The sequence below is a fragment of the Ruegeria meonggei genome (genome assembly GCF_900172215.1).
In the GTDB taxonomy this organism is placed as follows: domain Bacteria; phylum Pseudomonadota; class Alphaproteobacteria; order Rhodobacterales; family Rhodobacteraceae; genus Ruegeria; species Ruegeria meonggei.
This window is the reverse complement of the sequence record NZ_FWFP01000003.1, coordinates 277,106-295,387: the sequence shown is the minus strand read 5'-3', so window position 1 is coordinate 295,387 and position 18,282 is coordinate 277,106. Positions and strand designations below refer to the sequence as shown.

Here is an 18,282-nt window from a genome sequence, read left to right as displayed (position 1 = left end):
GCCTTCAGGCGCAATAGGGTGAATCCGAGCGCCACCGGTGAATGTCTATATGCGCCAGTCCCGCAAGGCGGGTACGGGCGGCTTCCCATTGGGCTTTGCAGGTGGTCCAATCCCGCAATACGGTTTCTGGGTTGGTGCGGGATCGGGCCACGAACTCTGGGAAATGGCCTCGGCCCGTGGGTTGACCGGTTGCGCTGTAACGGATGTCAAATGACCAACGAAAAGCATCAGTGGTGTTGGTCAGCGAAGCATGCGGCGTAAGTGGATGAAACAACACGACGCCCCCGGCCGTTATCGGCAGCGGTACCGCGCTGTGTTCGTCGATGAATCCGTCTGCGATTCCGGTCTGGGTACGGGCGCAGTGGGGCAGGATATCCTGATCTGCTGTTTTCGGCAGCACTTGCAGACATCCGTTGTCTATGGTGGCATCGTTAACCGCGATCCAGACGGTGACCATCTCGGTTCGATCCGCTTCTTCCAGCGCAACGGCTCGGTCCTGATGCCAGTCGGTTGCAGTGATATGCGCACGGACCTCGTCCTGGGATAACTGCGTGGCCGGCGGTTTCAGGCGCACATGCTGTATCGGGTTGCTGGTCAATTCGGGGCCGATAATACATTCGACAACGTCCAAAAGAGGGTCTGCAGTCAGCATGTCAAACACGGCGGGGCCGATGTGAAACGGGGTGTCTGCCATGATCCGGTCACCGGGCAGCGAAATGTCCATCGGCTGAAAGTAATCGCAGCCAGCCTGATAAGCGGTCAGCAGCTTGCCCCAGAAATCCAGCAAGTCGGGGGGTGTTTCAACCAGACCTTGCGAATACCACCCGTCATATAGTCCGTCGAGCAGAGCGGAATATTCGTCTTTGACCGCCTTAAGGATGTCTGAGGGGATCACATCAGGCACCACAAGATATCCGTTGGTTTGGAACTGTAAGATTTGGTCCTGTGTCAGCATTGGATGGCTCCTACAGCAGCAATGCAATTATGCTTGGCCAGATCAGCAGGATCGACAGGGCCACCAACTGAATACCAATGAAGGGCAGGAAGCCGCGAAAAATGTCTGTCAGACTGATATGCGGCGGGGCCACGGATTTGAGATAAAATGCGGCCGGGCCAAACGGGGGTGATAGGAAACTGACCTGCATGTTCATGCAGAAAACTACCCCGAACCAGATGGCCACCTGGCTGGATTCCAGCTGCCCGATGAGGCCGATCTCTTCGATGGGCAGGCGCAGGACGATGGGCAGGAAGACCGGGATGATCAGCAGTACGATACCGACCCAGTCCATGAAGGCCCCCATGAACAGAAGGATCAGCATCATCACCAGAATAACCAGCATTGTCGGCAGCTCTTGCCCGACGATCAGATCGGCCACGTATTGCGGCCCCCCGGCGATGGTATACGCACCGGCCAACGCCGCAGCCCCGATGGTGACCCAAATGATCGTGCCCGTGGATTTGAGCGTGCGCATGAGACTGTCCCACACCAGCTCGAACGAGCCTTCGCCACGCAGGAAGGCAATGACCAGAACGGCAAAGGCCCCCATGCCGGCGGCCTCGGTGATCCCGGTAATCCCACCATAGATCGATCCCAGAACAACGCCAATCACGACCAGCGGGGCAACAAGTCCTTTGCCCATGTCCCACCCGATCTTTGCGCGCTCTTTGCCAAAGACAAAAAAGATCAGAAGCAGCGCGACGATGGTAATCCCCGCAAACCAGGGCAGGTGATCAATTGTCCCAAGCCGGGCGGGTTCACCCTGACTTGCAGCGTTTGATCCCGACAGCTCAAAAAAGGCCGCGCGGATAAACAGCGTTGTCGAAAACCCGGCGACGACGATGCTTAGGAACGCACCAAACAGCTTGCGCTTTTCGACGGGCTCGGGATCGCTTGGGTCCGGTTCGGGCAAAGGGGCGTCGTCGGGGTTCAGCCGGGTACGGACCACGATGTAGAGGATGATCATCGACGCCAGCATGAAGCCAGGGATGAAGGACGCGGTGAACAGCGACTTGATCGAGGTTTCGGTGATCAGGCCATAGATAATAAGAACAATCGACGGCGGGATCATCGTACCCAATGAGCCCGAAGCGCAGATCACCCCAATCGCCAGGTTCTGATTGTACCCAAGCCGCAGCATCTGGGGCAGGGCGATCAGCCCCAGCAGAACCACCTCACCCCCGATGATCCCGGACATGGCCGCCATGATCACCGCCATGATTGAGGTGACAATTGCGATCCCACCCCGTGTGCGCGACAGCCAGATATTCAGAGAGGAATACATGTCCTTGGCGATACCGGACCGTTCCAGCAGGGATGCCATGAAAATGAACAACGGCACGGATATGAGGACGTAATCCGTTAAAAGCCCATATATTTTCTGTGCCAGAATATACAGCGGCCCAGTTCCTGGGCGTCCGGTCAGCATTCCGTCGCCGAAGGAAAACGGATTCAACAGAAGGGTCGGTTCGAACTTCAGAACCAGGACCAGAACCGCAAGCGACGCAGACGCCAGACCCAATGGCATCCCAATCGCCAAAAGCACGATCAGGGCGACCATCAGGATCAGTGAAATTGTTCCAATGTCCATCAGTCTTGTCCCACCGCTTTCTTGAGCATTTCTATCTCTTCGTCATCCGGTTCGTCGGTGTGAATCTCGGGTTCTTTGTTCCAATCGGCGAACAGGTTCACGATAGCCTGCATGGCCACCAGTGTGATCACGATCAGCACCATTGGCTGCAGCGTCGCCGGAATGGGAGGGTTGAAGGCCGAGCCGTAAAGCTCCCATTTGTATAGCTTATTCACGAAGACCTGCTTGTAGCTTCCATAGACCAGAAAGAAGGCGAACATGACGATCAGGACAGTTGAAATTGTGTCAAAGACACGTTGCAGCCAGCGTGGCACTGAATCGTAGAGCAGGAAGATCCGGATGTGGCTGCGCTGTTGCATGGCGTAATAGCCAGACATCAGGAAGACGAAGCTGGCAAACCAAAGGGTCATCTCGTTGGCCCATTCGGTCGGCTTTTCCAGAATGTAGCGCATGAACACTTCGTACAGCATCACAATGGTCATGATCGCAATCATCATCATGGTGACGCGCCCGATGAACAGGGCAAAGCGATCAATGCCGCTGGAGCCGCCGTATTCCATGGCCGCCAGACGCACCGTGCGCGTGCCGACAACGGCAAGTATCGGCAACAGAACAAGCGCGATGATATCGATCATGTCGATATGCGCGCCGAATACTCCGGGCATGTTCGGGGTCACATCGCTGCGCAGGTAAATCTCTTCGACCTGACCTTTCAGAGACTCAGACGTATAGGGCAGCCAGTCCAGCAAAAACGCGGGCAAATGCCAGACCAGCCAACTGGCCGTTGCGACAAATGCCAAAGGCACCAGCCATTCCACCAACCCGCCTGTTGATCGTTGCATCGCTTATCCCTTCGCCGCTAAGCAGCTATCCGAAAGTGATCAATGAAATCCCGATCCGGCGTCACACTGATACCGGGGGCCTTGGGGTCCTTGAACCGGCCAGTGTTGTCCTTAATCTGAAACGGATAGGTGTCGCCGATACCGCTTCGCACGGCTGTGCACAATTTGACGTCTGAATTTGGCTCCATCCCCAGCGCCTTAGGCTGGATCAAGGCCTGAACGTCGGCTTGATTTGCACACGCCAAGTTACCGGGGCCAAAGCGCTCTCCCCATCCGGTTATGCCCTCGTCGTTCGGCACTTCAACCAGGTGGGCCGTACGTTGGCGGTAATACTGCTGCGAATATCCCGGCACCTCGGACAGGTCGCAGCGCAGAACGTGACTGATGACTTTGGTGATTTTCATGAAATCCACGAACCCGAGAGGAGCGCGGAAAGGCCACCGAGGCAGCCTTTCCAACAGGTGTTCTCAGCGAAGCGCCGATTAGTCCATCGCGCCCAGGTTTCTCAGAAACGCGATGTGGCTGTCCAAAAGCGCCTTGGATTCAGGTGTGGTTGCAAAGTCTGTCCAACCAACCTGCACGGCGGCGCGGTACGCAGCCAGATCCTCGGGCGACCACTCATACAACTCGATGCCCTGCGCGCGCAGATCCTTGGCGGTTTGGGCGTTTTGCACTTCGTTGATGGTCGCATTGTGCAGCGCCAGGCTGTCCATGGCGACTTCGATGATCTTGCGATGATGTGCGGGCATGGAATCCCAGACATCCTTGCGGCAGGCAAGGTGGTCTGCTGGCATCGAATGGAATCCCGGATAGTTGGTGTGCCCGGCGATTTCATACAAACCCAGACCTACATTGTTGGTCAGGTTCGCCGCGTCAGCACCATCAATGATGCCGGTTTCAAGCGCGGTGAATATTTCGTTGAAATCCATCACGATAGGAGAAGCACCCAATTCGGCAAACACCTTGGTCGCCAGACCCGGAGGTGAGCGGAACTTCCAGTCTTTGAAATCGGCAGCCGTCCTGATCGGCTTGGTCGAGGCCAGAGATTCAGGGCCCGGAATCCACCAGCCAACGAATTCCATGTCATAGCCATTGTACAGCTCGTTCAGGGCATCCCGACCGCCACCATGCAGTAGCCACGCCATTTGCTGATAAGGGTTCTGGTATCCGCCCAGAAGATCGCCAGCGAATTGGAAGGCCGGGTTCTTACCGGTCTGATAACCCCCACCGGTCATGTCACAATCCAGAATACCGGTTGCGGCGGCGTCAAATGTTTCGACCGACTTCACGACGGATGAGGAATAGAACATCTCAACTTCGATCTCGCCGTTCGACATCTCGGTGATGTCTTCGACAAATTTGGCCGCCATCTTACCCGACAGCTGTTCAGGCGAGAAATGGGTCTGAATGCGCAGTTTGGTTGTTTCGGCGGTAGCAAAGGTCGCCGCCATGGTGGTCGCTACGGCCACAGCGGCCGCTGTCGTCAATAACTTCATATTGTCCTCCCAGACGTTGAGCGTGGCATGCTGAAGGTCTTTTTGCCTCCTTGATAACGAACGCCGTTCGACGTTAGGACGGCGAATCGATTGCAACAAGTAAAATGTGAAATTTGAAAAAATTTCGAGATTATTGCATAAAATCGAAAATCGAGTTACGACCAGAGCAGACCAGAACCCGGGACACGTATACGAATGAGCAGCGAAGTTGATATCTACCAAGAGCTTAAAGCCAGGCTTGTATCAAACAGGTTCGAACACGGCGCAAAACTGAGGGCCGAGGATTTGCGCAAGGAATTTGGGTGCTCGGCCAGTACCGTGCGTGAAGTGCTGTTCCGCCTGTCTACGGTTGGTCTGGCTGATTTTCAGGAACAGCGCGGTTTTCGGGTTCCTATCCGTTCGTCTCAGAAACTGATCGAACTGACCCATCTGCGGATATTGCTGGAAGGCGAGGGGACGGTTTTGTCCATCCGCAATGGCGGCGTGGATTGGGAGGCCCGCCTGACCGCCGCGCATCACAAGCTGAGCCACATCGAAAAGCGCATCCATGCCAAGGATGACCCCAGCGATCTAGTCAGCATATGGTTTGCCTCGGAAAACGAGTTTCACCAGACGCTGATTTCGGCTTGCGGGTCAGAGACGCTCAAACAGATGCACGGGCGCATTTACGCGCAGTTCCGGCAGCAATTGATGGTCGCAGACCGACGGTTCGAGTTCATTTCGGCAAATATCCAGCATCACGCAAGTATTCTGGATGCGGCTTTGTCCGGGGACGAAGACCTGACGCGTCAAAAAATACACGACCATCTGGCGCGTCACCTGACCGGAAAGACGATGGGCGATTAACCGGTAAAATCGTCTTCCAGATAGGTCTTGATGATCTCTTCGAAACTGCCTTCGGCCTCAAATCCAAGGGCGCGGGCCCGTTCGGGAATAAAATCGCGCGGCCAGCCTGCGACGATGTTCCCGATCGTTGCGTCCGGTTCGGGTTTGATCAGGTCAACTGCGGCTTGTCCGCCCACATTGCGCAGGGCCTCGATCTGCTCGGCAACGGTGCAACTGACACCCGGCATGTTCAGCGCATTGCGGCCCTGCAACTGATCTGTGTCCAACGCGGCCGCGTGGGTCAGAAATCGGGCAGCGGCGCGGGGGCTTGCGTGCCAGTGGCGCACCGTATCTGGAACCGGCAGAACGGCGCAATCCCCGTTCAGCGGCTCGCGGATAATGCCCGAGAAAAAGGACGACGCCGCCAGGTTTGCTTTTCCGGGGCGCACACACAAAGTGGGCAGGCGCAGCGAAAGCCCGTCGATAAACCCTTTGCGGCTGAAATCCGATATCATCAACTCTGACGCCGCTTTCTGAACCCCGTAACTGGTCAACGGAGCGCACAGGAAATCGTCTTCGATCCGATCCGGAAATGGTGCACCAAAAACCGCAATAGATGAGGCGAAGACCAACCGTGGCCGGTACTGCCCACCTGATGCCTCATGCTCGTGCCTGAGTGCGGACAGCAAGTCCCACATGGCCATCAGATTGACGTTCCAGCCCAGATCGAATTCAGCCTCGGCCTGACCCGAGACGATGGCGGCAAGGTGAAAGATCACGTCCGGGCGCCTGGCAGCAAGCGATTGGATCATACCGGGTTGGGTCAGATCACCCGTTAAGGGTGTCACACCCGGTGCAGTGTCGGAAAACGCCCTGTCAAACAGCGTCAGACGGTCCGCAGGGCCAAAGGTGTTTTCTGTCAGAATGCGTCGGGTCAGTTTTTGGCCCAGCATTCCGGCTGCGCCAATGATTAGAACCTGCGTCATGACAGGCCGTTCCGTTTCTTTAGTTCCTGATACAAGGCGGAATGATCCAGGTCAGCGCCATCCATTTCGTTGACCAGATACGCGAACCGATCCCGAACGGCCTGGGTTGAGGGTAGCCTCAGGTCAAACGCAGCTGCCTCGGCCAGCGTGTTGTCCAGATCCTTGAGTTGGAACTTTGACAAACCGCCGGGCTCAAAATCACCTTCGGACATCCTTGCGCCGTGCTGCTGCAAGATCACACTGTCGGCAAACCCACCTTTCAGGGCTGCACGCAGGGCATCCGGGTCCGCACCGCCTTTCTCGGCCAGCAAGGTTGCTTCGGCCACGGCCGAGATCGTGACGGCCACGATGGTCTGATTGGCCAGTTTGCACAGCTGTCCCGCGCCTGAGGGGCCGACATGAACCGGACGCCCCATGGTCGAAAGCAGAGGTGTCACCTGATCGAAGGTGGTTTTTTCACCGCCGACCATGATCGCCAGCGACCCCGCCTCTGCGCCCTTGGTGCCGCCTGAGACCGGCGCGTCCAGATGTGCGACACCCAATGTGTGCAACAGGGCAGATTGTTCGCGGGCATGTTCCGGCTTAGCGCTGGACATATCGATCCAGACCATTCCGGGCGACAGTGCCTGGCAAAATTCAGGATCGGACAACAGGGCCTCGGTTGCATACCCGTCCGACAGCATCGTGATCAGGACACTCGCGCCTGCAACGGCCTTGGCAGCTGTAGGGGCGGTTTTGGCGCCGTCGTCAACCAGCGGCTTTGCCTTATCCGCACTGCGGTTCCAGACGGTCAGATCGATCCCGCCGGTTAAGAGGTTTTGGGCCATGGGCGCACCCATCAGGCCGGTTCCTATCAACGTCACGCGGCTGTTTTGGGGCATGCCGGCAAGTCCTTTCAAAGAGATGTTGCGATGGATTAGTGCGTTCGAAGCCGAGCGTTCCGCAAACTCAGGTTTGTTTCAATTAATGTGGCATTATACGATTGGCGAGCAAAATCACGAAAATAATTAAATTTTCGAGATTGACGCCCCGGCCGCAGAAAGCGAGGTTGGCAGCGCCACAGCAAATCATCGATGGGGGCTGGTCAGGCCATGGCTCAGAAAATTACGAAGGACCAATTGCGGTCGCGCAATTGGTTTATGAACTCCGACAATCTGGAAATGACGGCATTGTACCTTGAAAGGTATCTGAACTATGGCCTCACCCGGGAAGAGCTGCAATCCGGCAAGCCGATCATCGGAATCGCGCAGACCGGCAGTGATCTGAGCCCTTGCAATCGGCACCATATCGAGCTGTCCAAACGTGTTCGCGATGGCATCATCGCGGCCGGGGGGACATGCATCGAAATACCTGTACATCCGATTCAGGAAACCGGTAAGCGCCCCACGGCTTCGCTGGATCGCAACCTGGCTTACCTGTCGCTGGTCGAAAGCTTGTTCGGGTATCCGCTGGATGGGGTGGTTCTGAACATCGGGTGCGACAAGACCACGCCCGCGCTTTTAATGGCGGCTGCAACGGTGAACATCCCGGCGATTGCGTTGTCCGTGGGACCCATGCTGAACGGCTGGTGGAAGGGTGAGAGGGCCGGATCGGGCACCGTGATCTGGCAAGCGCGCGAAGACTTGGCCGCCGATAAGATTGATACGGATGAATTCATGGAGATCGCAGCCGCTGCGGCTCCGTCAGTGGGCTATTGCAACACGATGGGCACGGCCACCACGATGAATTCCCTTGCTGAAGCGTTGGGTATGCAACTGCCCGGCTGTGCCGCCATTCCCGCCCCGTATCGTGAGCGGGGACAGATTAGCTATGAAACCGGGAAACGCATTGTTGAAATGGTTTGGGAAGATCTGCGCCCAAGCGACGTGATGACGCGCGCCGCGTTTGAGAATGCGATTGTGATCAACTCGGCGATTGGTGGGTCGACCAACGCGCCGATCCACCTGAACGCCATTGCCCGGCATCTGGGCGTTGCGGTGGACAATGATGATTGGCAGGCGCTGGGGCACGATGTTCCCTTGCTGGTCAACATGCAACCCGCAGGAAAATACCTGGGTGAGGATTACCAGCAATCCGGCGGCGTGCCCGCCGTGGTAGGAGAGTTGATGGAGGCAGGCCTGCTGCCGAACCCAAACGCCATAACGGTAAACGGGCAGTCCATCGGCCAAAACTGCGTGAACCGACGATCCCTGAATGCGGATGTGATCACACCGGTGAGCGATCCGGTCAAGCAGCAGGCTGGGTTCCTAAACTTGTCAGGGAACCTGTTCGAAAGCGCGATCATGAAGACATCCGTGATTTCGCCCGCTTTCCGTGCCGCCTACCTGTCGAACCCGAATGATCCAAATGCGTTTGAAGGCAGGGCGGTTGTTTTCGACGGCCCCGAGGATTTTCACCACAGGATTGACGATCCGTCCGAAGAGATCGACGAAAACTGCATCCTGATCATGCGGGGCGCGGGCCCCAAAGGATATCCGGGGGCGGCTGAAGTGGTGAATATGCGCCCGCCTTCATATCTGATCAAAAACGGCGTCGAGGCGTTGCCCTGTATCGGCGATGGTCGGCAATCGGGCACGTCCGGCAGCCCGTCGATCCTGAACGCGTCACCCGAGGCGGCGGATGGCGGAGGATTGGCGCTGGTGCAAACCGGAGATCGCCTGCGCATTGATCTAGGAAAAGGCTCTGCGAACATGTTGGTGCCGCTGGACGAACTGAATGAACGAGCCCGTGCGCTTGAGGCTGCAGGGGGGTATGGCATTCCGGCCAATCAATCCCCCTGGCAAGAGATTTTCCGTGAAAAGGTCGACCGGCTGGATCGCGGCATGACCTTGAAAGGGGCGGATGCGTATCGTGATATCGCGCGCAAACACGTGCCTCGCGACAATCACTGAAGGATTTGGGGATGGTTTTGGTTCACAAAAGGTGCGGATGGTGCCCCCAGGCAGGCGGTCACAATGGCTGATCTTCTGCAAATCGGCGGTATCACAGAGGCGATGCGTACTCGTTTGTCGGATGCGTTCAATATTCACCGGCGTGATGCGTTTGATGCGGACGCCATCACCCATATCGTCACCAACGGCCATGACGGGGCGCCTGCTGACCTGATGGCCTCCTTGCCAAATCTAAAGGTGATCAGCGTGTATGGCGTGGGGTACGATGCCGTTGATGCAAATGCAGCGGCCAGCCGGGGTGTGATAGTGACCCATACGCCGGACGTCTTGAACCAAGAAGTGGCGACTACGGCTGTTCTGCTGATGTTGTCCTGTTACCGCGAGTTGGTGCGCGATGACGCCTTTGTTCGGGCGGGATACTGGGAAAGCAATGGCAACGCACCTTTGACCCGGTCGGCAGACGAACAGAAAGTTGGTATTCTGGGGCTGGGGCGTATCGGGCAGGCTATTGCCCGCAAGCTGGGCCCGTGGAACCCCGAGATTTCCTATCACACCCGCAGCAAAAAAGACGTGCCCTACAAGTATTTCGACAATTTGATCGCGATGGCGCACCATGTGGATGTCCTGATCTGTATCACACCGGGAGGTTCATCAACCGACAAGCTGGTCAATGAAGAGGTGATTGAAGCTCTGGGTCCTCGCGGAACATTGATCAATGTCAGCCGCGGATCGGTTGTGGATGAGCCTGCGCTTATCGCTGCCCTGCAGGGCGGCAAGCTTGGATGGGCAGGGCTGGACGTTTTCCGTGACGAGCCACGCGTGCCTCAGGCCTTGCGTGACTTGCCCAATGTGGTGCTGTTACCGCATGCGGGCAGCGCCACGGTAGAAACACGGGCGGCGATGGGTAACCTGACCGTCGATAACCTGTTGCAGCACCTCAACGATGGCACTGTTCTGACGCCCGTCCCCGAGTGCAAAGACCTGTGATGGCGCAGGGCTGCAATGATTGAGTTCGTTATTGCAGTCTTCTTCCTTTTGATCACGCCTGGGCCAGGGGTTTTGACGACCGCAGGGATCGGCGCGGCCTTCGGCTATCGTTCCGGATTCGGCTTTGTCGGTGGACTGATGTTGGGCGGCTTCATCAACATGATGTTGGTTGTGAGTGGGATCGCCGCGCTTGTGCTGGCGGTTCCGGCGCTTCGATCCGTGTTGTTCCTCGTCTCGGTTGGCTACCTGACTTACCTCGCGTGGCGTATCGCCAGTACGGGATCGAAGATCGGGTTTTCCGCCGCTGAAAAGCCGCTTGGGTTTTTCAACGGGCTGACGTTGCAGTTCATCAACCCCAAGGCCTATGTGGTTGGTACCGCGTTGTTTTCCGGTTTTGCCTTTCTGCCCGAGGCCCCGTTTTGGGAAGTCGTGATAAAGTTGTTGGTTTTCAACATTATCTGGTTGCCAGTTCACCTGATATGGCTCAGCGCGGGCGCTCGGTTGGGCAGTCTGAATCTTAGCCGAGCAACACAGCGAAACATCAATGTCGGAATGGCAGCATCCCTGATGATCGTGGTTGGCGTGGCCGTGGTGTCGAGCCTATGATCGGCACTGACCCGACATCACAGCGATGCGGTAATGCCACCGTCCACATACAGCGTATGGCCGTTCACAAAGCTGGATGCTGCAGACGACAGAAAGATCGCCGCGCCCACCAGCTCATCTACGTTGCCCCAGCGGCCCGCCGGGGTGCGTTTTGCCAGCCAGGCGCTGAATTCGGGGTCGGCAACCAGCGCCGCATTCAGTGGGGTGTCGAAGTAACCGGGCGCGATTGCGTTGCAGTTCAGCCCGTATTTGGCCCAATCCGTCGCCATACCTTTGGTCAGGTTCGCCACCGCGCCCTTGGTGGCGGTATAGGGCGCGATCCCGGGCCGGGCCAAAGCCGTCTGTACCGACGCGATATTGATGATTTTGCCCGCTCCCCGATCGATCATATGGCGTGCAACGGCCTGACCTACATGAAAGACCGAGGCGATATTGGTCTGCAAAAGGCGCTCAAAAGCGTCGGCGGGAAAATCCTGCAGCTCGGTCCTGTGCTGCATTCCGGCATTGTTGATCAGGATATCAATCGCACCGGTCGCACCTTCAAAGCTGTCCACTGCCGTCCGAACACCGTCATGATCCGTGACGTCAAAAGCCAGCTCGTGAACCGTTGCTTTGTCGGCCCGCAGCTCAGTTGCGGCGGCGCTGATTTTGGCGAGGTCTCGGCCGTTCACAACGATCTCAGCGCCTGCACCGGCCATACCTTTGGCCAACGCGAAACCAATACCTTGGCTGGAGCCCGTGATCAGAACCCGCTGCCCTTTCAGGTCAAACATTTGAAGAGCCATCTTGAAAAACCCCTTGGTGGATGGCCCCGACTATCCGTATCTTTTGCCGCACTGTATAGAGGATAAAGACATGACAGCCGCCAATGCCTGTGTTGTTGTCCACGCTGCGCGGGACTTGCGGTTGGAAACGCGTGAAACGCCAGCCCCCGGATCCGGCGACGTGCTGATCGAGATGAAAGCGGGGGGCATCTGCGGATCGGATTTGCACTATTATACCTACGGAGGATTCGGAGCGATCCGCCTGCGCGAACCCATGGTTCTGGGGCACGAGGTGGCAGGAACGGTTGCCGGGCTGGGGGAAGGGGTCACAGAATTACAGGTTGGACAATTGGTGGCTGTGTCCCCATCCCGGCCCTGTCAATCCTGCGAATACTGCTTGAACGGGCAGCAAAACCATTGCCTCAACATGCAGTTCTACGGCAGCGCGATGCCTTTTCCCCATATTCAGGGTGCGTTTCAGCAAAAGCTGATTGCAAAGGCAAACCAGTGTATTCCGGCTGATGGGCTGACGGCTGCGCAGGCTGCGATGGCCGAACCTTTGGCCGTATGCCTTCACGCCATTCGACAAGCCGGTAGCCTCGTTGGAAAGACCGTTCTTGTCACCGGCTGCGGTCCGATCGGATGCCTTGTGATCCTTGCCGCCCGCCGTGCAGGCGCAGCCCGCATCATTGCGACGGATTTGTCGGATTTTACGCTTGGGCTGGCCCAGACCTGCGGCGCGGATGACGTCATCAATATCCAAACTGATCCTGATGCTCTGGCGCGGTTTCAAGACGGAAAAGGCAAGATTGACGTGCATTTGGAGTGCTCGGGGGCCCCACAGGCGCTGGCTTCTGGTGTTGATGGTTTGCGCCCCGGTGGCCTCTTGATCCAGCTTGGTCTGGGCGGAGATATGCAGGTCCCGATGCAGAAAATCACGGCAAAAGAGATCACTCTGCGCGGCTCATTCCGATTTCACGCCGAGTTCAGGACAGCAGTGCAAATGATGCAGGCCAGGTTGTTGGATGTGGATCAGCTTGTGTCCCACAGCTTTGATGTGTCGGAAGCTGTAAAGGCGTTTGAAATGGCCTCGGATCGGTCTTGTGCGATGAAAGTTCAGTTGGTGTTTTAACCGTATGAGGGTTGGTCACTACGTGCCAGAAATAAAGGCTAGACGCAGTCGGATACCGTGGATTGACATGGGCCCGGAGGCCGAGAAATCTAAGAATAGGAGACCGCATGAAACACTCAAAACCCAATGTTGGCGAACGCGTTGAGCCAACACGTTTCTTACATGTGGATGGCGGTATCTGCGAAATCGGCCAGCCAAAACAGCGCTGGTCCGTATTGTTTGTCTATCGTGGTCGACACTGCCCGCGGTGTAAACGGTATCTGAACAAGCTGAACGATCAGCTGTCAGACTGGACTGCGAAAATGGATGTGATCGTCCTGTCCGCAGACACCAAAGACAAAGCCGTGGCTGATCGAGAAGAGTTCGAGTGGCGTTTTGATCTGTGTTACGGGTTGACGGTGCCTCAGATGCGGGACCTTGGCCTTTACGTGTCTGACCCTTTGTCCAAAGCCGAGACTGATCAGCCTTTTGCAGAACCGGGCATGTTTGCGATGCGCCCGGACGGAAGCTTGATGCTGGCTGATATTTCAAACGGTCCGGCGGCCCGTCCCGATCTGGATGAACTTTTGGACGGGATGATCTTTAACATCGACAATGATCGTCCCGTGCGCGGCACAACATGAGCAAGATACACTCGGTTCAGGCCCAACTGTTCAACGTGCCTCTGGCCGAAGTGCTGGTCGACGCCAAACATGGTGACCACACCTTTTTCCAACTGATCACGGTCACGGTGCGCACAGAAGAAGGCGTGGAAGGCGTGGGGTACACTTATACCGGCGGTAAGGGCGGTCATGCGGTGCTGGCGATGATGCAGCACGATCTGATACCCTTTTTGATCGGCAAGGACAGTAGTCAGATTGAGGTTTTGTACGACGCCATGCTGTGGCATGTGCACTACGTTGCTCGGGGTGGCATCGCGTCTTTTGCGATCTCGGCTGTGGACATCGCACTGTGGGACATTCGCGGGAAACAAAGCGGTCAGCCTTTGTGGAAAATGGCCGGGGGTGTGTCAGATCGTTGTAAGGCCTATGCCGGGGGAATTGACCTGAACTTCCCTCTGGAAAAACTACTGGCGCAAACCGAAGGCTATATGCAGCGCGGATTCAACGGTGTTAAAATCAAGGTGGGTCAGCCCGAGTTGTCCGAGGACCTGAGGCGCGCAGCGGCGGTGCGCGACCTGCTTGGCCAGGATAGGTTTTTTATGGTCGACGCCAATTATTCAATGTCCGTCGATCAGGCGGTTTCGGTGGCGCGTGGGTTCTCAGAGTTCGACATCTTGTGGTTCGAAGAACCCATCATTCCCGATGACTACAAGGGGTATGGTCGTATTGCGGCGGAAACTGGTGTGCCTTTGGCGATGGGGGAAAACCTGCACACGATCCATGAGTTCGAGTATGCGTTTGCAGATGCCAGTCTGAGTTTCATTCAACCTGACGCGTCCAACTGTGGTGGCATCACGGGGTGGTTGCAGGTGGCCGCACGCAGCGCCCAACACAGTATTCCGGTGTGCAGCCATGGCATGCAGGAGCTGCATGTCAGCCTGGTGTCCGCGCAACCAAATCCGGGCTGGCTGGAAGTTCATTCGTTTCCGATAGACCAATACACACAGCGTCCGCTGGTCGTTGAGGATTGCCAGGCCGTGGCCCCCGATACTCCGGGAACAGGGGTGGTTTTTGATTGGGACATGCTGAACGCTGAACACAAAGACACGCCCTGATCGCCTGCGCTTGTTGGATTAGTTGTTGCGACAGGGGATAAAACACGGGCAGTTTGGTTTGGGACACGAGGACAGCAATCCGGTATGGCAACACAATCCGAACCTAGGGCGGTTTTTCTGACCGGCAGCCTGATGCGTCACGTGACGCGTATGTCGTTGACCACCAGCATTGGCCTGATGGCGATTTTTGCGGTCGATTTCGTCGATATGATTTTCATCTCCATGCTGGGCAATGACGCTTTGGCGGCTGCGGTCGGCTATGCGGGAACGCTGTTGTTCTTTACCAATTCCATCAATGTTGGCCTATCGATCGCGGCCGGGGCGCTGGTGGCCAAGGAACTGGGCGCCGGGCGGTCGGAACAGGCTCGCCAATATGCGACCAGCGTAGCAATTCTGGGCATTCTGGTCGGTTTCACCGTGTCTGTCATTGCTCTGTTTAACCTGCCCTTTTTCCTGTCCCTACTGGGGGCCGAAGGTGAGGTACTCCGCCTTGCGGCGCGTTATATAACAATCATCCTGCCGACCATGTGGGTGATGGCTTTGGCCATGACGGGAATGGCTGTGTTGCGCGCGCATGGCGATGCGCGCCGATCAATGCAGGCCACGATCTATGGCGGCGTGGTAAACGCTGTGCTGGACCCGATCCTGATCTTTGCCGTGGGGTTGGGCTTGGATGGGGCGGCCATAGCTTCGGTCATTGCTCGCATTTTCATATTAGTCGCCGCAGTCCGGCCCGCGCTGCGCGTGCATCGTGGCTTTGCCCGGCCATCGCTAATACAGGTGGTTTCGGATTTGGGGCCAGTGCGCGCAATTGCTATCCCTGCTGTATTGACCAACGTGGCCACCCCCATCGGCAACGCCATCGTTATCCGCGAGGTTGCTCAGTTCGGAACCGATGCGGTGGCCGGGATGGCCGTCATAGGGCGGTTGACCCCCGTTGCGTTCTCGGTCGTGTTTGCCCTCTCGGGAGCCATTGGTCCCATCGTCGGGCAAAATTTCGGGGCAGGGCAGTATGACCGTGTGAAGGATGCCTTTCTGGCCGGTGTCAAATTCACCGCCGTTTACGTCTGCCTGATGGCCGCCACGCTTTTCCTGCTGCGCGCGCCCATCGCCGACCTGTTTCAGGCGCAGGGCGAGACCCGGGCGCTGATCTATCTGTTTTGTGGTCCACTGGCGCTTGCGTCGTTTTTCAACGGGGTGATCTTTGTGGCCAATGCCAGTTTCAACAATCTCGGGCATCCGGTGTATTCGACCTGGGTCAATTGGGGGCGGCATACTTTGGGCACATGGCCTTTTGCCGTGGCCGGTGCCTATATCGCAGGCGCGCCCGGTGTGCTGATCGGGCAGGCGTTGGGCGGCGTTATCTTTGCGGTGATCTGCTGGGTACTGGTCCGCCGGGTCGTGTCCACTCTGGCGGTGCCACAACCGGCTGATCCCTTTGCAGGGCAGACCCGGTTGCAGGCTCTGTTTGGGCGGCGAGGCTGGTAGAGGCCCGGGCTAGTTGCCCTGATTGCGCGCTTCCAACCGTTCCAGATTGACCACAGTGGACAACATCAGGCGATCATGGGTCCAATCCTCGGTCTGTTGAACCGATGCAGCGCCCAGACCCAAAACCGTTGCAAACACCAGTGTCAGACCAAGGAACATGACTGGCATAGAGGACTGAACCGCCGGCGCATCTGCCAGCGCAATGACCCGCTGGCGCAGCACACGTTTCGCCTTGCCGCCTGTAACCAGCGCGACATTCAAGACCCGCGGGCTGCCGCGCACCACGGTACGGGCGCAATAGTCCAGCAGACACGAAGTATAATCCCGCGCGTCAATTCCAGAACGGGCAACGACGGATTGATCGCAGGCCAGCTCTCGCAGCCGATCGAACTGGTATTTCAGCGCCACGTAAGCCGGGTTCCAGAACAGCAGCGGGCGCAATAGTTCAAAGCCCAGCTCCCATTCGACATCCCCGGCACGCACATGCTGAAGTTCATGCGCAAGGGCAAAGCGCAGCTCGCGTGGGGTGTCCAGCAGATGGCTGGGCAGGACAACATGACGTCTGCGCAGGCCCCGCACCGCGAACGGAACGGCGATGCGGTCAGACAGGCGGATGTCCACCTTGGCCGAGTGGCGCCACAGAAAACTGTTGTTGACTGTGTCCCGGATCGCCAGCCCGTCGCGGACAATGCGCAAAGCATAGGCCAAGGAGGCCAGTGCCATAAGCGCCAGGATCGCAGACACGATTTGATACTCGCCGCTGAAGATCACCTCGCCCCATCTCTGGCGCGTGTTCAGCAGCGCTTCGAACTGGGTCGCAGGCATCGCGATGTCACCGCGCAGATAAGCCGCCACGGCGATATCGCCGATGGCCACCGGCCCCCCGGCCGGGGCGTGTGCAGCCAGAGCGGACACGCCAAGCGCCAGAAGAGGGCTGAGAACAACACACAAACAAAGTGCCTTGAGCGCGCGCAGCTGTGCCACAAAACCGTGGCTCAGTGTTGTTTTGGACAGGACGCCTCGGGCAACCAGCCACACAATGGCCGCAAGGACCAGGACCAGGTTCAATTCCAGATACGCGTCGAGAACCGGTTTAACCGCTGTCATTTTGCAGTCTCCTCTCTACCAGTGCTCGAATATCCTCCAAATCGGCTTCGCTCAGCCCTGCGTCGTCGACTAGACGCGCCACCAACGAGGCGGGCGTGTCGTCGAACAACGTGCGGGAGAGGTTCTGCAGCGATCGCGCCTGATACCTGTCTTTCTCCAGAAGCGGTGTATAGATCAGCGTCTTGCCGTCCTTGCGGCTTTCGACAAAGCCTTTTTCGTCGAGAATTCGCAGGATGGTCGCGCCGGATGTATAAGCCAGATTGCGTTCCGGGGGCAGGCGATCAAGCACGTCACGGACCGAGCCCTGACCCAGTGCCCAGAGTTCGTTCATGAACTCAAGCTCCACTTCGGTCAGCAGGTTTGTTGTTTTTTTCTTTCGCATCGGTCTTTCATGTCGCATTTTTTATTATGCCTGACAGACAAGCATCCTTTCGCCATTTCGCAAAGCTCAAACTTTCCAGAACACGAAGACGCCCCAGCCGACAGACAGGAAGAGCGGCGTCCAAACAGGCTGGCCCACCAATCCAAGCCACGCCAGAAAGATATAGACCGAGCCCAGAAGGGTGATGAACAGCCGATCGCCCAATGTGGTCGTCAGGCCCAGCACGCCGCGCCGTTCGATCCCGTCGCGGAACTTTGTGCCTTCGAGTATGCCAATCAGGGCAATCGCCGAGAAGATGCCCACAAACACCGCCAGTGTTGCCGGGGTCCAGGCCATCCAGAAATCCGGCCACAAAGGCGCGGTCCAGGAAAACCCTTTTTCCTCTTGCTGGCCGACGCTGCCCCAACCGGCAGTCTGCGCCAGCGTTGTTGTCGGGAAAAGCAGGGGGAGGGTGAGTAGAAGTTTACGCAT

At 57.3% G+C, this 18,282-nt stretch carries 19 protein-coding genes; 8 read left to right on the top strand and 11 right to left on the bottom strand.

Annotation, left to right across the window (positions count from 1 at the left end; all coding sequences use genetic code 11):
• Positions 1 to 4 precede the first annotated feature (4 nt).
• The 5 genes from RUM8411_RS06610 to RUM8411_RS06590 form a co-directional block, all read right to left on the bottom strand.
• Complete coding sequence (locus RUM8411_RS06610; RefSeq protein WP_085821885.1) at positions 5 to 955, bottom strand: phytanoyl-CoA dioxygenase family protein; 951 nt, start codon at positions 953 to 955, stop codon at positions 5 to 7.
• A 10-nt stretch (positions 956 to 965) separates the two neighbouring features.
• Positions 966 to 2,588, bottom strand: coding sequence for a TRAP transporter large permease (locus tag RUM8411_RS06605; protein WP_085821884.1), 1,623 nt, complete (start codon positions 2,586 to 2,588; stop codon positions 966 to 968).
• Positions 2,588 to 3,430 (bottom strand): TRAP transporter small permease subunit, encoded by an 843-nt coding sequence (locus RUM8411_RS06600; RefSeq protein ID WP_234995145.1) that lies wholly within the window; start codon positions 3,428 to 3,430, stop codon positions 2,588 to 2,590. Before RUM8411_RS06600 ends, RUM8411_RS06605 begins: the two co-directional genes overlap by 1 nt.
• 17 nt (positions 3,431 to 3,447) lie before the next feature.
• Positions 3,448 to 3,834, bottom strand: a complete 387-nt coding sequence (locus tag RUM8411_RS22820; RefSeq protein ID WP_200818539.1) for an enolase-like domain-containing protein — start codon at positions 3,832 to 3,834, stop codon at positions 3,448 to 3,450.
• A gap of 78 nt (positions 3,835 to 3,912) precedes the next feature.
• On the bottom strand, positions 3,913 to 4,926 hold the full coding sequence (locus tag RUM8411_RS06590; RefSeq protein ID WP_085821882.1) for a TRAP transporter substrate-binding protein: 1,014 nt from the start codon (positions 4,924 to 4,926) through the stop codon (positions 3,913 to 3,915).
• A 195-nt stretch (positions 4,927 to 5,121) separates the two neighbouring features.
• On the opposite strand from RUM8411_RS06590, the gene RUM8411_RS06585 reads away from it, so the two are divergent.
• On the top strand, positions 5,122 to 5,772 hold the full coding sequence (locus RUM8411_RS06585; RefSeq protein ID WP_085821881.1) for a GntR family transcriptional regulator: 651 nt from the start codon (positions 5,122 to 5,124) through the stop codon (positions 5,770 to 5,772).
• On the opposite strand, the gene denD is transcribed toward RUM8411_RS06585, so the two are convergent.
• Together denD and RUM8411_RS06575 are read right to left on the bottom strand one after the other, a co-directional pair.
• Complete coding sequence (denD, locus tag RUM8411_RS06580; protein WP_085821880.1) at positions 5,769 to 6,737, bottom strand: D-erythronate dehydrogenase; 969 nt, start codon at positions 6,735 to 6,737, stop codon at positions 5,769 to 5,771. The two genes, RUM8411_RS06585 and denD, sit on opposite strands and share 4 nt — an antisense overlap.
• Entirely contained in the window at positions 6,734 to 7,618 is an 885-nt protein-coding gene (locus tag RUM8411_RS06575) for an NAD(P)-dependent oxidoreductase (RefSeq protein ID WP_085821879.1), read from the bottom strand. The genes denD and RUM8411_RS06575 overlap by 4 nt, the downstream gene beginning before the upstream one ends.
• Before the next feature lie 210 nt (positions 7,619 to 7,828).
• Between RUM8411_RS06575 and RUM8411_RS06570 the strand changes: the two genes are divergently transcribed.
• The 3 genes from RUM8411_RS06570 (at position 7,829) to RUM8411_RS06560 (ending at position 11,221) form a co-directional block, all read left to right on the top strand.
• Entirely contained in the window at positions 7,829 to 9,628 is a 1,800-nt protein-coding gene (locus RUM8411_RS06570) for an IlvD/Edd family dehydratase (protein ID WP_085822023.1), read from the top strand.
• 63 nt (positions 9,629 to 9,691) lie between these two features.
• Positions 9,692 to 10,615 (top strand): 2-hydroxyacid dehydrogenase, encoded by a 924-nt coding sequence (locus RUM8411_RS06565; RefSeq protein WP_085821878.1) that lies wholly within the window; start codon positions 9,692 to 9,694, stop codon positions 10,613 to 10,615.
• 15 nt (positions 10,616 to 10,630) lie between these two features.
• Entirely contained in the window at positions 10,631 to 11,221 is a 591-nt protein-coding gene (locus tag RUM8411_RS06560) for a LysE family translocator (RefSeq protein ID WP_085821877.1), read from the top strand.
• A 17-nt stretch (positions 11,222 to 11,238) separates the two neighbouring features.
• Here the strand turns inward: RUM8411_RS06560 and RUM8411_RS06555 are convergent, their stop codons facing one another.
• The gene (locus RUM8411_RS06555) at positions 11,239 to 12,006 is read right to left on the bottom strand and encodes an SDR family oxidoreductase (RefSeq protein WP_085821876.1); all 768 of its coding nucleotides are present in this window, start codon (positions 12,004 to 12,006) and stop codon (positions 11,239 to 11,241) included.
• Positions 12,007 to 12,076: 70 nt separating this feature from the next.
• On the opposite strand from RUM8411_RS06555, the gene RUM8411_RS06550 reads away from it, so the two are divergent.
• From RUM8411_RS06550 to RUM8411_RS06535, 4 genes are all read left to right on the top strand, one after another.
• The gene (locus RUM8411_RS06550; RefSeq protein WP_085822022.1) at positions 12,077 to 13,117 is read left to right on the top strand and encodes an L-idonate 5-dehydrogenase; all 1,041 of its coding nucleotides are present in this window, start codon (positions 12,077 to 12,079) and stop codon (positions 13,115 to 13,117) included.
• 107 nt (positions 13,118 to 13,224) lie between these two features.
• Positions 13,225 to 13,740 carry a redoxin domain-containing protein gene (locus RUM8411_RS06545; RefSeq protein ID WP_085821875.1) on the top strand — a complete coding sequence of 172 codons (516 nt, stop codon included), beginning with the start codon at positions 13,225 to 13,227 and terminating at the stop codon, positions 13,738 to 13,740.
• Complete coding sequence (locus tag RUM8411_RS06540; RefSeq protein WP_085821874.1) at positions 13,737 to 14,834, top strand: mandelate racemase/muconate lactonizing enzyme family protein; 1,098 nt, start codon at positions 13,737 to 13,739, stop codon at positions 14,832 to 14,834. Before RUM8411_RS06545 ends, RUM8411_RS06540 begins: the two co-directional genes overlap by 4 nt.
• A gap of 84 nt (positions 14,835 to 14,918) precedes the next feature.
• On the top strand, positions 14,919 to 16,322 hold the full coding sequence (locus RUM8411_RS06535; RefSeq protein WP_234995144.1) for an MATE family efflux transporter: 1,404 nt from the start codon (positions 14,919 to 14,921) through the stop codon (positions 16,320 to 16,322).
• Between the two features lie 9 nt (positions 16,323 to 16,331).
• Here the strand turns inward: RUM8411_RS06535 and RUM8411_RS06530 are convergent, their stop codons facing one another.
• The 3 genes from RUM8411_RS06530 to RUM8411_RS06520 form a co-directional block, all read right to left on the bottom strand.
• Complete coding sequence (locus RUM8411_RS06530; RefSeq protein ID WP_085821873.1) at positions 16,332 to 17,429, bottom strand: M56 family metallopeptidase; 1,098 nt, start codon at positions 17,427 to 17,429, stop codon at positions 16,332 to 16,334.
• On the bottom strand, positions 17,416 to 17,811 hold the full coding sequence (locus tag RUM8411_RS06525) for a BlaI/MecI/CopY family transcriptional regulator (protein WP_085821872.1): 396 nt from the start codon (positions 17,809 to 17,811) through the stop codon (positions 17,416 to 17,418). The genes RUM8411_RS06530 and RUM8411_RS06525 overlap by 14 nt, the downstream gene beginning before the upstream one ends.
• A gap of 66 nt (positions 17,812 to 17,877) precedes the next feature.
• Entirely contained in the window at positions 17,878 to 18,282 is a 405-nt protein-coding gene (locus RUM8411_RS06520) for a DUF2160 domain-containing protein (protein ID WP_085821871.1), read from the bottom strand.